Source organism: Ruegeria sp. AK4 (genome assembly GCF_056541025.1).
This window is the reverse complement of the sequence record NZ_JBQFXS010000002.1, coordinates 415027-430547: the sequence shown is the minus strand read 5'-3', so window position 1 is coordinate 430547 and position 15521 is coordinate 415027. Positions and strand designations below refer to the sequence as shown.

The 15521-nt window shown below is 61.3% G+C and carries 9 protein-coding genes; 6 read left to right on the top strand and 3 right to left on the bottom strand.

The features are described 5' to 3' along the window. Nucleotide 1: 1 nt before the first annotated feature. Genes tssM through ACR0EZ_RS05840 form a run of 3 tightly spaced genes read left to right on the top strand, consistent with a single transcriptional unit; the run spans nt 2 to nt 4976 of the window. The gene (gene tssM / locus ACR0EZ_RS05850; protein WP_480611684.1) at nt 2-3571 is read left to right on the top strand and encodes a type VI secretion system membrane subunit TssM; all 3570 of its coding nucleotides are present in this window, start codon (nt 2-4) and stop codon (nt 3569-3571) included. Next, a complete protein-coding gene (tagF, locus tag ACR0EZ_RS05845) occupies nt 3571-4257 on the top strand; it encodes a type VI secretion system-associated protein TagF (RefSeq protein ID WP_480611683.1) in 687 nt (228 codons plus the stop codon). The genes tssM and tagF overlap by 1 nt, the downstream gene beginning before the upstream one ends. Then, nucleotides 4254-4976, top strand: coding sequence for a PP2C family protein-serine/threonine phosphatase (locus ACR0EZ_RS05840; protein ID WP_480611682.1), 723 nt, complete (start codon nt 4254-4256; stop codon nt 4974-4976). The genes tagF and ACR0EZ_RS05840 overlap by 4 nt, the downstream gene beginning before the upstream one ends. Nucleotide 4977: 1 nt before the next feature. On the opposite strand, the gene ACR0EZ_RS05835 is transcribed toward ACR0EZ_RS05840, so the two are convergent. From ACR0EZ_RS05835 to ACR0EZ_RS05825, 3 genes are read right to left on the bottom strand one after another with little or no spacing between them, the layout of a single operon-like run. Then, nucleotides 4978-6204 (bottom strand): hypothetical protein, encoded by a 1227-nt coding sequence (locus ACR0EZ_RS05835; protein WP_480611681.1) that lies wholly within the window; start codon nt 6202-6204, stop codon nt 4978-4980. A 20-nt stretch (nt 6205-6224) separates the two neighbouring features. Beyond that, nucleotides 6225-8429, bottom strand: coding sequence for a serine/threonine protein kinase (locus tag ACR0EZ_RS05830; protein WP_480611680.1), 2205 nt, complete (start codon nt 8427-8429; stop codon nt 6225-6227). A 38-nt stretch (nt 8430-8467) separates the two neighbouring features. Further along, entirely contained in the window at nt 8468-9250 is a 783-nt protein-coding gene (locus tag ACR0EZ_RS05825; RefSeq protein WP_480611679.1) for an OmpA family protein, read from the bottom strand. Between ACR0EZ_RS05825 and ACR0EZ_RS05820 the strand changes: the two genes are divergently transcribed. The 3 genes from ACR0EZ_RS05820 to ACR0EZ_RS05810 all read left to right on the top strand — a co-directional run bounded on the left by ACR0EZ_RS05820 (nt 9240) and on the right by ACR0EZ_RS05810 (nt 15515). Continuing rightward, the gene (locus ACR0EZ_RS05820) at nt 9240-10049 is read left to right on the top strand and encodes a M15 family metallopeptidase (RefSeq protein ID WP_480611678.1); all 810 of its coding nucleotides are present in this window, start codon (nt 9240-9242) and stop codon (nt 10047-10049) included. The two genes, ACR0EZ_RS05825 and ACR0EZ_RS05820, sit on opposite strands and share 11 nt — an antisense overlap. A gap of 200 nt (nt 10050-10249) precedes the next feature. Then, complete coding sequence (locus ACR0EZ_RS05815; protein WP_480611677.1) at nt 10250-11962, top strand: ShlB/FhaC/HecB family hemolysin secretion/activation protein; 1713 nt, start codon at nt 10250-10252, stop codon at nt 11960-11962. Continuing rightward, entirely contained in the window at nt 11907-15515 is a 3609-nt protein-coding gene (locus tag ACR0EZ_RS05810) for a two-partner secretion domain-containing protein (RefSeq protein WP_480611676.1), read from the top strand. The genes ACR0EZ_RS05815 and ACR0EZ_RS05810 overlap by 56 nt, the downstream gene beginning before the upstream one ends. Nucleotides 15516-15521 lie beyond the last annotated feature (6 nt).

The window sequence follows — 15521 nt, the reverse complement described above, 5'->3', positions numbered from 1 at the left end:
CGTGTTCTTCAGAATTCTGAGATTCGTCTTTTTGTCGATCTACACGGTGCTGTTTTTCACCGCGACGGCGCTGTCTTTGTGCCTGTATTTCTTCGGGCCTCTGATCGGTTCGGATGAATGGCGTCCGCTGGATGGGGTCGGCACCCGCATGATCTGGTGCGGAGTCATCTACTTTGTCTTCCTCAGCATCGCGCTGACCATTTTCTTTGTCCGCCGCCGCCGCGAGAAGAAGCTGACCGAAGAGATCACCGAGGCCGTCAGCGATGGCGGCGACATGATCGACAGCGAAATCTCGGAACTGCGCGGCAAGTTGAAAACCGCAATGGCGGCGCTGCGCAAATCCAAGAACGGGCGTCGGCATCTGAACGAGTTGCCCTGGTACGTAATGATCGGCCCGCCGGGCGCAGGCAAGACCACGGCCATCGTAAACTCCGGCCTGAACTTCCCTCTGGCCGACGAGATGGGCAAGACCGCCATCGGCGGTGTCGGCGGTACGCGCAACTGCGACTGGTGGTTCACCGAGAACGCGGTTCTAATCGACACGGCGGGGCGCTACACGACGCAGGAAAGCGACGCGCAGGTCGACAATGCGGCCTGGATCGGGTTCCTGAGCCTGCTCAAGAAATACCGCAAGCGCCAGCCGATCAACGGCGCGATGATCGCGATTTCCCTGTCTGACCTGTCCCTTCAGGACGAGATCACGCAGAAAGAACACGCAAAGGCCGTGCGCCGCCGTCTGGAAGAACTGCGGGAGAAATTGGGCGTGCGCTTCCCGGTCTATATCCTGTTTACCAAGGCCGATCTGATCGCGGGCTTTGCCGAGTTCTACGACAATCTGGGCAAGGAAGACCGCGAACAGGTCTGGGGTTTTACCCTGCCGCTGGACAAATCTCGCGCGGAACAATCGCCTGTGGCAGCGTTTGACGAGGAATTCGCGCTGCTGCTGGGCCGTCTGAATGCCCAGTCGCTGGAGCGGATGCAGACCGAAACCGACCCGCAGCGCCGTGCGCTGATTGCCGGGTTCCCGATGCAGGTGGCCTCGGTCCGCAAGGTGGCGCATGAGTTCCTGACCGAGGTGTTTCAGGACAGCCGCTATCAGCACCGCCACATGCTTCGCGGGGTGTATTTCACATCCGGCACGCAGGAAGGCACGCCGATTGACCGTCTGATGCTGGGCATGGCGCGTACGTTCGGGATCGGGCGGCAGGCCATCGGGTCGGGGCAGGGTTCGGGCCGGTCCTATTTCCTGACCCGCCTGTTTGACCGGGTGATCTTTCCCGAGGCCGGTCTGGTCAGCGCCGATGACAAGGTGGAACGCCGTTACCGGATCACCAAATGGGTCTCGGTCGCCGCAACCGTTGTCGCGGCTGTCACCGTTGGCACCCTGCTGGTGCGCAGTTTCTCGGGCAATTCCGACCTGATCGCCGAGGCGCAAGAGGGGGTCTCGGCCTATCAGGCTGCCGCAGCAACGCTGCCGCCCAGCCCGGTGGGGGACACCGATCTGGTGCCCGTGGTGCAGGCGCTGAACACGCTGCGCGACCTGCCCGCCAACCCGACCCTGTCCGACCCCGAGCCGGAAACGCGCCTGACCTATGGTCTGTATCAGGGTGACGTGATCGGAACCCAGGCGGCGCAAACCTACCGCGCCGCACTGAACCAGCGCTTCCTGCCGCGCCTGCTGCTGCGTCTGGAAGAGCAGATGAGCGCCAATATCAACAATCCGGATGTGCTGTACGAGGCGCTCAAGGTCTATTTGATGCTGGGCCTGCAGGGGCCGATGAACCAGAACCTGGTCAAGGAATGGATGAATATCGACTGGACGGTGTCCTTCCCCGGACCCACGCGAGAAGACTTCCGCGCCGATCTGAACGACCATCTGGACGCCCTTCTGAGCCAGCCGATGCAGGAGGTCGCTCTGAACGGGCCGATGGTGGAACAGATCCAGGGCATCCTGTCGGAATTGCCACTGGCGCAGCGCGTCTATAACGGCATCGTTTCCAGCCCGTCGGCAACCGCTCTGCAGGAATGGCGCATTACGGATGTCGGAGGTCCCGCGGTGGGCCGGGTTCTGGTCCGGTCCTCGGGCAAGCCGTTGAATGCAGGGATTGAGGGAATATTCACCCATAAGGGCTTCAACGATGTATTCCTTGGCGAGGCTTTAGGCGTTGCTAAACGTGTGCAGAAGGAAAGCTGGGTTCTGGGCCCACGTGGCGAGGCCGAGCAGACCGAACAGGCGCTGGCGGCGCTCAGCCGCGACGTGCTCGATCTGTATTACAACGACTATATCGCGCGTTATGACGCGATGCTGGGCGATATCGACATCGTGCCGATGGAAAGCCTGAGCCATGCGGTTGAAGTGACCAATGTGCTCTCAGGCCCGACCTCGCCCATCGTGAATGTCCTGACGTCGATTTCGGACGAAACCAAGCTGACCGAAAGCCGCTCGGCGCTGCCCAACACAGATGCGCTGAACGAAGGGCTGTCGGATGCGGCCAGCCTTGAGATTCAATCGGCAACTTCGGTGCAGGCGCAGATATTGTTGGAGGCTTTGGCGAAGTCCAGCGGGGCAGGTGTCGGCGAACCGGTGCAGCAGCCGGGTCAGTATGTCGAGGATCGGTTCTCGTGGCTGCACCAACTGGTGGACAGTCAGGAGGGCCAGCCCTCGCAGCTTGATCTTCTGATGGGATCGTTGACTGGCGTCTATCAGGAGCTGAACAAAATGTCGTTCAGCGGCGTGTCTGGCGGTCAAACCGGGCAGGCGCTGCAGCAGTTTCAGCAGGAAGCGGCCCGCATTCCCGGCCCGATGGAACGTTGGGCCGTGCAGATCATCGACGGATCGTCCGGGATCACGTCGGACAGCACCCGGTCGTCGATCAACGCGCGCTGGCAGGCCAGTGTTCTGCCCTTCTGCGAGCAGGTCGTCTCGGACCGGTATCCGTTCAATCGCCGGTCGGGCGCGGACGTGGCGATGGGCGATTTCGGCAAACTGTTCGGCCCGCAGGGTCTGATCGATACGTTTTTCAACGAGAACCTCGCCAAACATGTGGATATGCGCACCCGGCCGTGGTCGTGGAAATCCGGCGTGAACGAGGCCGATCTGGGCATCAGTCAGGCGGTTCTGACCCAGTTCCAGAACGCCGCCGAGATCAAGGAAGCATTCTTTGCCGCTGGCCCGCAGCCGCAGATTCAGTTCCAGATCATGCCCGAGGCGCTGGACCCCAAAGCCAAGGGCGTGAAGCTGGAAATCGACGGCCAGACGCTGGATTTCCGCCATCGCGGCGGGCTGCCCTCGCCCATGGCCGTAACGTGGCCCGGTTCGGTCGGTCTGGCGCGGGTCAGTTTCGAGCCTGAAAAGCGCAATATCGAAAGCGTGCTGTCCAAGGACGGGCCCTGGGCCTGGTTCCGCCTGCTGGACGCGGCCGAGGTGCGGCGCACCAATGTCTCGGACCGCAAAAAGGTGATCTTCAATGTCGGCGGCCGCATCGCGATCTTCCAGTTGCAGTCCGGCTCGGTGATCAACCCCTTTGCCCTGCCGGCGCTGCAGAAATTCAGCTGCCCGAAGTCGTTCTGATGCAACAGGCCGGGTTTGGCGCATTCGGGAAGATGCCCTCGGTCGGGGATTTCTTTCGCCTTGGCGTGGCACCGGCCTTTGTGCAGCCCTGGGACGAGTGGATTCAGCGCAGCATGCTGGCCGCGTCCGAGGGCTTGGGTCAGGTCTGGGACGCGCATTACATGTCCGCCCCGATCTGGCGGTTCTGCCTGTCGCCCGGTCTGGCCGGGCCACAAAAGATGCTGGGTGTTCTGATGCCCTCGGTGGATCGCGTCGGGCGGCGTTTTCCGCTGACGCTGGCCGCGCCTGTGTCAAACGAAGGCTCGGCCATTCTGGCGCATTTCCGGGCGTCCGAGACGTATTGCCAATTGGAAGACCTGGCCCTGGCGGCGCTCGAGGACGATATGACCCGCGACAGGTTGGAAGCCGCGCTGGCGGAACTGGCTGTGCCGATGCAACAACCGACCGCACCGGTGCGCGCCAGCGGCCCAACAATGGTCCTGACCCGCGGCGAAGTGTCGGACAGCTTGCTGCCCGATCTGGCGGCGGGGCTGATGTCGCAAAGATATCGCACTCCCAGCATTTGGAGCACCGAAATCGGCGGCGTGCCCCGGATGATGGTCTGCGAAGGTTTACCGGATGGGGCAAACATGCAAGGTTTGTTCAACCTGCATGCCGCATTGTGGACCGAGGCAAGACCAATATGAATTCAAGTCACCGCGTTCGGTACAGCGCGCGCAGCCATGTAGGCCTTAAGCGCAAGATCAACGAAGACGCGGTGCTGGCGCTGCCCGAGGAAAGCCTGTGGCTGGTGGCAGATGGCATGGGCGGGCACGAGGCGGGCGATTACGCCAGCCGCCTTGTTGCCGATATGGTCGCGGCCATTCCGCCGGGTCTGCCGCCGTCGGACCGGCTTGGGACATTGCGCGACGTGATCCGAAAAGCCCATGCGGTGATCCGGCAAGAGGCCGAGGCGCGCGGCGGCGGCACCATTGGCACGACTGTGGCCTGCATGATGCTGGCCAATGGGCATTTTGTCGGGCTCTGGGCCGGAGACAGCCGGATTTACCTGTTGCGCGACGGTAAGATACAGATGCTGACCACCGATCATTCCGTGGTGGCCGATCTGGTGTTGGCCGGACAGATGAGCTGGGACGAGGCCGAACAGCATCCGCAATCCAACGCCATCACCCGCGCCGTGGGTGTGGGTGAAGAACTGGAGCTGGACAAGATTCGGGGCGAGGTTCAACCGGGCGACCGGTTTCTGATCTGCTCAGACGGGCTGAGCAAATACGCCACGTTTCCGATGCTGGAAAAGGCCCTGTCCCAGATGCCGATCGAGACGGTGGCGGATCAGTTGATCCAGATCGCCCTCGATGGCGGCGGTGCGGACAATATCACCGTGATTGTGGTGGATATTCTGTAACTTAGCTAAAGGACGGCAACGGCGGCAGTGGCGGGGCAGGTGGCAGCTGCATCCCGGCAAGGCTGTCTTTGATCGCTCCGATATCGGTGTTGCACGCGTCGCACGGCCCCATTGGCAGGGTCTTTGCCAGTTTCGCCAGCGACTGCAGCGTTGGCAGAATGGGTACGGCGGGCGGCTGAACGCTCATCGATGCAGCCAGATTCACCGCGCCGCTCTGCGCCGCCTTCGCGCCCTGCGTGATGTCATCGATCTTGGGCAGCGCATCCAGTTGCATCTGTAGCGCCTGCGCCTCAAGCGGCATGGGCACGTTCAGGCGGGCGATATAGCTGAGCATCGCGTTCACCCGCGCCACCCCGGCGGGGGTCAATGCGTCGGGGCCGAACGCTTCCTGTATCGTGGCAAGGTCCTTGAGTTGATCCGCTATGGCCTGCAGGTCTTCAAGCGAGACGGGCAGGTTGGGCACCGGAACCGTCGACAGGGCGGCCAGTTGACCCATCAGCGCCTTCATCATGTTGGGATCGGACATGGGCGGCAGGCCCATGGCTGCGGGCGCCGTTGCTGCCGGGGCCAGCAACGCCAGTTGCCGCGCAAGGTTGAGTTTCGGCAGCGGCAGGGCAAACGGGGGCAGGGTGATGCGCGGCAATGAGGCCGCGAAGTTCAGTGCCGCCGAACAGGTGCCGCGCGACCCTCCGGCCTCACCCGCCTCCATCGACGCCTCAAACGAGTAATCCAGCCCGGACAGCGCCATTGGGCAGATGCCCTGCGCTCGCAGCGCAAGGGTCATGTTGGCGGCCAGCGTCATGTTCTGAAGCTGCGGTCCCGGGATCGAAGGCATTGCCTGCGCCTGCGGCAGCACATTTGCAGCCAGGCTTAGAACCGCCTGCTGGATTTCGGCCAGCAGGGCGCGCGGGTCGGCCAGCGGAAACCCGGCAACCGCCAGTTTCATCATCATCGAAATGGCGCCGCCGCCATCGCCGGGCAGGATCGGCGGCAGGGCGATATTGGGCGCTTTCGCCGCCATCGTCGCCTTCAGATACATATCGGGCGTCATCGCGGGCAGCATCGCGTTCAGCTTCAGGTCCGCCCGCGCCTGACCGCTGGCGTTGCCCTGCAGACCCAGCAGAGACAGCAGTTTCATCATCTGCGGCGGCACCGCCTGAACCGACAGATTGGCGGTTGGCGTCAGGTTTGACAGCGTCGCCGCGTTGGATTTGCAAAAGCAGGGCATGGGAAATGGACCACCCGTTTCTATTGTTCCAGAGTGGTCAGAATGCGGCTGTCGAGCGACAGGATCTGCGTGTCGACATTGCGGTCCTGCTCGCGCAGGGCTTCGGCATAGCCGGCGGCGGATTCCGTGGTGGGGCGCAGGGTATCGAACAGCTGATTGTCGGTGTGCAGCACGATGACCTTGCTTTTGCCCAGCGTTGAGTCGTCAACCTCAAAAGCGATACCCCCGTTTTCCTGACTTTCGGGGATTGAATAGGCCACACGCACTGACACAGGGCCAGTTTCCCCGTCTCGTAGTGCTGCGACATTGTTTTCGGTGCGCGTCACATTGGGCAGAAGGTGGAATACGTTACCAGACACGTCCAGCACTGACACCGATAAGAAACCGTCCTGCACATCACCCGGCAGATCGACATCGATGACCGGGTTCTGCCCGACCAAAAAATCGCCCGCAGGATTCGGTGCATTGCCTTGTTCACCGTTATAAAAGGCGATCGAGATATCACTGGCCGGAGCGCTCGGCAGGAAGTTCTCGATCAGGCAGAGTGTCGGGTTCAGCAGCGCAACCTGATCCAAATCCAGCGGCCGCGATCCGGCCAAAGCGGTCAGTGCGGTTCTGAGTCCGACCATGCTGTCCTGCGAGGCCAACGTGCCGGCTACCTGTATCGGGCTTTCAGGTCCGTATCCCGTCGCCGGAGCATCGACCAGTTTCAATGCGCCGCAATCGGCCAGCCCGGACAGGACGGGCCGTATCTCGGCCGCGGACAGGAACAGGGGTTCAAGGTCCAACTCGACCGTTCCCTGCAACCCGGCGGGCAGACCGGCGGAATAGAGCTGTTCCAACTCGGCGTGCAAAGCCTCATTCGTGGTCAGACCTGTCAGCTTGGCGTCATTTCCGTTCACCACAAGCCGCCATTCATCCATCTCCATGACCGAGCCGATCACATCGGTGACCGCGCTGCCCCATGTTTCCGAAATGTCGCCGGAGGCCAGCGTCAGATCGACCTCACCGCCTTCGGCGGTGATCTCGCTGGTCATGGTGTCGCGGGCGGATTCAGACGGCACGAACCCCACGGCCCGCGGGGGCAGTCCATCGCGTTTGTCGGCCACCAGCGTATAAGGGGCGGCCACCGGGTAATTCGGCCCAAGAAAGCTGTCGAACACACCAGAATAATAGCCACCGGCCCCAATGCCCGCGACGGCAAGAACACCGAGGATGGGCACAAGCGCACCGCGCGATGTCTTGGGCGCGGGTTGGGCCGGTTTTGGCGCAGGAGCTTCCGAACCTTGTACCGGTTCCGGTTGTGCCATGACCAGTTCCGGTGTCGCGGACTGGCTTTTAGGCACAATCACGGTCGCGTCTTCGTCCACATCCGGTAGGGCTTGCTCGACCGTTCCCGACCGCGCCGAGGCGAGCGCGCGCAGAACGTCGCTGGCCGTCTGATACCGGTCGTCGGGATCGGGCGCGGTCATCTTGTCGAGGATCGATTTCAGCGGCTCCGGGACAGAGGCCGTATCCAGCGGCGATTTCTTGTTTTCAACAACCTCCAGCAGGTTGCGCCCGGCATCGGCTTTTTGGCCCCGGAAATTGGCCAGCAGTAGCGCGCCCAGCGAGTAGATGTCGGTGCGCTGGTCGGTCTTGCCCGACAATTGCTCGGGTGCAGCATAGGCGTATTTGCCCGCAAATTCGCCGCCGACAATGGTTTCCGCGCCGGGATTGGTGTCTTTGGCGATGCCGAAATCGATGATCACCGCCTGCGCCGGATCGCCATCGCGCAGGATGATGTTGTCGGGGCTCAGATCGCGGTGCACGATTTTGCGGGCATGGGCGGCTTCAAGTCCTTCGCAAACCCGTTTGCAGACGGTCAGAATGTCAGCCGCCGACATCGGCCCTTCGCTGAGCTTCTGGTCCAGCCCCGGGCCGTCGACGTAATCCATCACCAGATAGACATGGCCGTCCGCCGTGCGGTTGTTCTCAGAATAGCGGACAACCGCGTCGTGGCGGATGTCGCGGATTTCTTCTTCACGGGTCAGCAGGACCAGATAGTCGTCATTGCTGGAAAATTCTGCCTTCAGAACCTTCAACGCGGCGAGCCGCCCCGAAATTTCAGAGCGGGCCCGGTAGACGTCAGATGTGCCGCCCCGCCCAAGGATGGCTTCGATCCGATATGTATTGTTTACCAGATCGCCCGGCTGAAACAGGTCGCCTGCGCGGGATTCGGTCATGCTGCCCTCGGAAATTCTTGTGGTTAGCAGATACTAAATCAGCCGAGAGCCTGGAATTCAACGCGGCGGTTTTCGTCTGCACGCGGATTGTCCTTGTTCAGAGGTTCTGCTTCGCCGACGCCCAGCACTTCCAGCCGTGTTTCGGCAATACCGCAATCGCTGACGAGGAAGCGCTTGACCTCTTTCGCGCGTAGCAGCGACAGGTTTTGGTTGTATTCGGCAGAGCCGGCGCTGTCAGTGTGACCGATGATCTGGAAAACGCTCACATCCACGTTTTTCATCGCTTGGCACAGTGAGCTCAGCTTTGGTTTCTGATCGGGCCGCAGCGAAGCCGAGGCGAAATCGAACCGAATCTGGATGTTCACCTGATCTTCCGCAGCCACCGGCTGATACTCGGTGGGCGCTGCGGCAACAGTTGTTTCAGCTGTATCTTCCGTTGTAGTGTCGCCGGTATTCGAGGGCACGATAACCAGACCACGTGTCTTTTGCTTGTTGAACGCGTCGGTGATCTCGTCAGCCGTCAGTTCATTTGTCTGGGCCAGCGCAAGCTGCGTTGTACACACAACCGCAAAAGCCGAAGCTCCGATGAATTTCAAAGATGAAAGTGCGAACATAACCTTAGTCCTTCCTGTTTGACACAAAGAGTACCGTTGCGTCTGACGGGCGACAATGAAGAAAGTCACACTTGTGAAGCACAATTTTGGGGCAATTGCGTGACATCCCGCCCCGCGCCTTCTAGGTTTACGCCCGAAGGCGGCAGGAAACGGGAAAACAAGGCAAATGCGTATCGTTCCGGCGATAATTTTAGGGGTGGCGATCATACTTGCCCCGATCATCTGGTATGTGTTCCCGCTGATCGTTCCGACGGAGGACAATTTCGAAGGGCCCGCAATCGACTCGGGCGCGCGGATCGAGATTGAAATGCTCAGCCAGCAGATTGACGATATGCGCAACCAGCTGGAACAACTGTCGCTGGAAATCTCACGTTCGCAAAACGGTGGCCCCATCTTTCAGCAGGGCAACGAGGATGCGGACAGCTTCGGATATGACAGCACGACGCCGAATGAGATCATCGACGCTTATGCGCAGGTCGTCCTGATCGCCAACCGAAACAACGTGAACAAGGATCTTGAACTGGCGGGGTCGTCTTTCCTGAAGAACACATTCGGCCTGCCGCGCGAGGATCTGACGGATGAATGCCAGTCGATGACGAACCCCCGGCTGGAAGAGAAGCTGGTGCTGGAAGAGGTCGGGCCGGTCCGGGTGCGGATGCTAAAACCTGCGGTTGATTCGCTGCGCGCTGTCTTCGAGAATATTCGCCGCACCGATCCAGACCTTTATGCGCGCATCAACACGGCCGGGTCGCTGTGCGTGCGCCGCATTCGCGGGGCGACATCCTCGGCCTCGGCCCATGCCTATGGTCTGGCCGTCGATCTGAATATCGACGGTGTTCTGGACACGCTGGGGGATGGGAAAACGCAGCTGGGCCTGACAATCCTCGCCGATTTCTTCCGGCAGGAAGGCTGGGTCTGGGGCGCGGCCTGGGGGCGCGAGGATTCGATGCATTTCGAGGTTAGCCGCAACAAGATCGAGGAATGGCTTGAACAGGGCCTCCTGTAGCGGCGGCAGATGTGATCGGCATTTGTGATGTCCGACACAGACGCTGGCGTAAAAACGCTCAATACGATGTGGGACAATTCCAACAGGCACCGGGTAATGTTCTATACAATCTTGCTTTGCTGCGCGGGCTGCGCTTTTCTAAGCGCTGTTCCACTCTTCCACCATGGTCGGCTGATGATGTCTCACCCCGTTGTTCTATGATGTATGACCGACGTTTCAAATTGATAGCCGCGCTTGTCGCCGGTACCAGCTTTGGCATGGTGGAATCCGCGCTGGCCCAAAGCGCGTCAAACCTTGCCCCGGCGACATTTCAGCCGCAAAGTCAACGCAGTACGGGACCTGTTACCGTCGCGCGCGACCCCGGTGCGCCGATCCCGGAAGGTGCGGACAAGCTGTTCGTAACGGTTGGCCAGGTCGATATCGAAGGCGCGTTGCCACAGATGGAGGCCGCAAATGCCGCCTTTGTCGAACGACTGTCGGGTAAGCGCGTTCCGGTGTCTGAAATCTTCGCTGCGACCAACCGGCTGGAAAGCGCCTATACCAACGCCGGTTTTGTCCTGGGCCGCGTGGTGCTGCCCCAGCAGACCCTGCGCGATGGCGGGACCCTGCGAATTGTCGTGGTCGATGGCTTCATCGAACGGATCGATGCGGAAAAAGTTCCCGAGCAGGCCCGGGACCGGGTGGTGGAAATCACCAGGCCCCTGATCGGCAAGCGCGGCATCAAGCTGCAGCAGATCGAGCGGGCGCTGTTGGTGGCGGGCGATACGTTTGGGCTGCGTCTGGCCTCGACCCTGTCCGCGGGCGATGCCGCTGGCGGTACGGTGCTGACGCTGGATGGTCAGTTCAAAGGGTTTACGGGCTCTTACGGCTTCGACAACACGCTGTCGGATGATCTTGGCCCTGTGAACCTGAACCTTGGGCTCGAGATCAACGGCGCGCTTGAGATGGGCGAGACGTTCTATTTCAACGCGGGTGGGTCGCCGACGCGGTATTTCTCGGACGATGCGAAGTACCGGATTCTGGCCGCGGGCACGGTGTTCCCGATCGGGTATGACGGCCTGACGTTTAATGTCGAGGTCACGTCCAGTAAAGCCCGCCCGGATTCGGTGTTTGTACCGAACGAAAGTGAATTCGAAAGGCTGTCGATCCGGCTTTATTACCCCTGGATCCGATCGCGGAAGTTCAACCTGTCGTCGCAACTGATCCTGGACCGGGTCAGCGATACGCAGGACCTGCTGGTGGGCTCGTTCCGGCTGCCGATATATGACGACGATCTGAGCGTGCTGCGCGCAACTCTGGACGCCACGCGGAACTACGAAAACGGGTCTTTCCTGCGCGGCAGCGCCATCCTGTCGCGCGGGCTGGATGCCTTTGGGGCCAGCACATCGGTGGGGCCGGGCGACACCCCGCTGTCGCGGCAAGGGGCCAGCGCGGAATTCACCAAGCTTGTCCTGTCGGCGCAATATCAGCGCCCGCTGAACGCCTACTGGTCGCTTAGCCTGAATGGCCGTGTCCAGACCAGTTTCGGTGATCCGCTGGTCACGTCGGAACAGTTCAACATTGCCAGTTCCAGCGAGCTGTCCACCTTTGACGCAGGCGAGCTGCGCGGCGATGACGGTTGGGTCGTGCGCGCGGAAGCGGGCCGGTCGCAGCAGGTTTCGGTGGCGGGCTTTCCGTTGATTTTCAAACCCTATGTGTTCGGCGCATATGGCGAGTTGGGTCTGGAACAACCCACATTCTTTGAGCAAAGCACGACCACAGCCTATGCTTACGGCATTGGCGCAGATTTGTTTACGATTGAAGATTCGGCCTATCGGTCCGGATCGTTACGAGTGGAATATGGCAGAGGGGAACGCGATGACCTTGGCGAAGACGGAAACCGTTTCAGCATTGTTGCAAGTCGCAGGTTCTGAAGGCCCGAAAATGTTGATCCGGGGCGCGCTGCTTTCGGCCTCGGCGTTTCTGATGGGCACTACGGCGTTGGCGCAGTCCTTGCCGAACGGAGCCGCCGTGGCCGCCGGGAATGTGACCATCACGCAGCCCAGCGGCACCCAATTGGACATCACGCAGGGATCCGGGGCCGCGATTGTGAACTGGAACGGGTTTTCGGTCGGGTCCGGCTCGACCGTAAGTATTTACCAGCCGGGTCAGCAAAGCGTGATCCTGAACCGGGTGACGGGCGACACCACCAGCCAGATCCACGGCCAGATGAACGCAAATGGTCAGGTTTTTCTGGTGAACCCCAACGGTATCTTCATCGGGCCGAACGGACACGTGAACACGGCGGGCTTTGTCGCCTCGACGCTGGATATCTCGGACGATGACTTCCTGAACGGGCGATACCGCTTTAACGGCAACGGCAACTCCGCTGCGGTTGAGAATGCGGGAACCATCTCGGTCGTGCCGGGCGGATATGCGGCGCTGATCGGCGGCAGAGTGTCCAATTCGGGCCTGATCCGGGTGCCGCTGGGCAAGGTCGGTCTGGGTGCCGGAGAGCAGGTGACGCTGGACGTCGCGGGCGATGGGTTTCTTCAGGTTGCCGTGCCGTCGAACAGCGATGACGCCTCGATGGAGGCGCTTGTCACCAATTCCGGGCGGATCGAAGCGGACGGAGGGGTCGTCCACCTGAAAGCCGCAAGCGCGCGCAATGCAGCGCGGCAGGTGATCAACATGTCCGGCGTGATCGAGGCCCGGTCCGTCGGCGGTGTATCCGGCGCAGTTGTGTTGGGCGGCGGCGGTGGCGGCGTGAAGGTGAGCGGTGACATCGACACCTCTGCCCGCAAGACGCTTGTCGCCAGTTCGCCCCGGCCCAAAGTTCGGGCGCAGGACGGCGGATCGATCACGATCACGGGTCAGGCAATCGCTCTGGCCGGTGCCACGCTGAACGCGAGCGGGGCGGGGGCAGGTGACGGCGGTACGATCCGGGTCGGCGGCGATTATCAGGGCGGTGGAAACCTGCAGACGGCGCAGACTACCAGCGCAGATGCAAACACAACGCTGACCGCGAATGGCGGCGACGAAGGCGACGGCGGGCGGATCATCGTGTGGTCGGACAACCTGACGACATTCCATGGCAATATCTCGGCCCGCGGGGGCGCACAGTCGGGGGATGGCGGGTTTGTCGAGGTTTCGGGCAAAACCGATCTGGTCTATCGCGGCTTTGCCGACCTGCGCGCACCCAATGGCAAAACCGGCGATCTGCTGTTTGACCCTTTGAACATAACGGTTCCGGGCACATTTACCGAAGCCGGGCTTGAAGCCCAGCTTTCCACGGCGAACGTGACGCTCGACACCTCGGGCTCGGGGCCGGATGCCGGCAACATCACGATCAATGCCGATATCGACTGGACGTCGACGAACGATTTTATCCTGAACGCCGATAATGCCATCACATTGAACGGGGCGATCAACGGCCCCAACGGCAGCTTGATCCTGACCGCGCTCGGGGCGGTCGATGGCGTGGGCCTGATCACCACCGGCGCGGGAGGTGACATCAATGTCGGGGTCTTTTCGCTGGTCGCCGGCTTCTGGCGGCAAATATCGTCGAGTCTGCCTAGCTTTGCGGCAACAGATTTCGACATCGATACACAGGCCAATTTCCTGCGAGTGACCGGCGGCAGCGGGACAAGCTCAAACCCTTATCAGTTGACAGATATCTACGGCTTGCAGGGGATCGGCGGCTCGGCCCTGTCCACGCTGAACTATGAGTTGGTGAACAACATCAATGCTTCGGCAACGACCAGCTGGTTCCGGGGTTTCAATCCGATGAATTTCTCGGGAACGCTGGATGGAAACCGGTTTGCCATCGATGGGCTGTTCATAGACGACAGTTTCAATGCGGGTGGTCTCTTCAACAGTCTAAGCGGAACGGTTCAGAACCTGTCCATTACCAACGCCGATGTTCTGGTAGGCGAGGGCGGCATTCTGGCCGCCGTCAATTCAGGTACGGTGTCGGGCGTCATGGTCTCGGGTGATATACTCAGCGGCGGGTATGCGCCCGCCGGGGGGCTTGTCGGAATCAACAATGGAACCGTGATCGACAGCTATTCGACCGCAGATGTGTCGGTGGACCCGATTGAATCCAGCACTGCGTTTATCGGCGGTCTGGTCGGGCAGAACTCGGGCAACATCATCCGATCCAACAGCTCCGGTTCCGTGACCGGATCGAATGCTATCAGGTTCACCATGGGCGGGCTGGTTGGCGAGAACACCGGCCTGATCCGGGATTCCTATTCTACGGCGAGCGTTTTCGGCAGCAATTCGGTATCCTCCACCACCGAGCCCGCCAGCCTGGGTGGTCTGGTCGGGTTCAACGACGGCGGAACGATAACCCGGACCTATTCGACCGGTTCTGTCGGTTTTTCCGGCGGCAACACCCCGGCGCTTGGCGGTCTGGTCGGCCAAAACACCGGCTCGGTCAACGGCTCGTTCTGGAACACCTCCACATCGGGTCTGACCACGAGCGCAGGTGGGGGGCAGGGTCTGACCACGGCGCAGCTACAGGATACGGTGACATTCTACCGGCTGGCCTCTGCGCAGGGTTGGGATTTCACAACCACCTGGGCCCCCGGCACCGGCAGTACGAACCCGGCGAATTACACCACGTCGCCCGTCGTATTTGCCATACCGGACAGTCTGGCGGTTCCTGCGGGAACAACATCGACCGCGACGGCAACGGGGAATGTCTATGGCGGCCCGGCCTCTTACAGGTTCGGTCCGGCATCGGATTCGCTCAACACATCGCCGATATTCCAGACGCTGAACTTTGCCAACACCGCGGCAGGGGCCACGACCTATACGGTCGATACATCCAGCCTCAGCAGCTCGGCCGGTCAGACCTTCACCGTTGCGGCCCTGCCCGGTGCTGCGGTCATTGGCGGTGGAACGACCATCATACCGGTTCCCCCGACCCCGCAGATCACCATTACGCCGACGGTTGACACTACGATTACCGGAGGAGGCGTCGGCGGTACGGCCACCACCACCGTGACCGAAGCCAAGACGGCGCTTGGGACCGTCGAAAACGTCTCGCAGGATTTCGATGGCGAGGTTTCGTCCTGTGCCAGCAGCGGTGACAATGTCAGCGAGTATCTGGCCTGTCTGGCGGATGCGATGGATGACTACGCGTCCGACCTCGATCAGATCGTGGACGGCTTGCCGCCGGGGCTGGAATCCATCGGTGATATCATTCGCGGGGCCAGTGCCGGTATTCGCGAGGCGGGCGAGAACGCCAACCGGAGGCTGGCGCTGGCCACCACGGCGGCGGAACGCGCCGCGATCCGTCGTGAGGCGGTCCAGCAGGCGCGGCGGCAGATCCGCGATGCCCAGCGTGAGATTCGCAAAGCCATCACATTGATACGAGCGAGCGATCCGGAACTTGCCATCATCCAGAACCAGCAGGTAGACACGATTGTAGCTGCGGTCGGACAAGCCGAAATCGGTCTGACACGCGCCATCGGCCTTTGATCTGTC

What these genes read in the sequence shown, in the direction of transcription:
- tagF (WP_480611683.1), top strand. Translation starts at nt 3,571, where the DNA reads ATGCAACAGGCCGGGTTTGGCGCATTCGGGAAGATGCCCTCGGTCGGG.
- ACR0EZ_RS05840 (WP_480611682.1), top strand. Translation starts at nt 4,254, where the DNA reads ATGAATTCAAGTCACCGCGTTCGGTACAGCGCGCGCAGCCATGTAGGC.
- ACR0EZ_RS05835 (WP_480611681.1), bottom strand. Translation starts at nt 6,204, where the DNA reads ATGCCCTGCTTTTGCAAATCCAACGCGGCGACGCTGTCAAACCTGACG.
- ACR0EZ_RS05830 (WP_480611680.1), bottom strand. Translation starts at nt 8,429, where the DNA reads ATGACCGAATCCCGCGCAGGCGACCTGTTTCAGCCGGGCGATCTGGTA.
- ACR0EZ_RS05825 (WP_480611679.1), bottom strand. Translation starts at nt 9,250, where the DNA reads ATGATCGCCACCCCTAAAATTATCGCCGGAACGATACGCATTTGCCTT.
- ACR0EZ_RS05815 (WP_480611677.1), top strand. Translation starts at nt 10,250, where the DNA reads ATGTATGACCGACGTTTCAAATTGATAGCCGCGCTTGTCGCCGGTACC.
- ACR0EZ_RS05810 (WP_480611676.1), top strand. Translation starts at nt 11,907, where the DNA reads ATGACCTTGGCGAAGACGGAAACCGTTTCAGCATTGTTGCAAGTCGCA.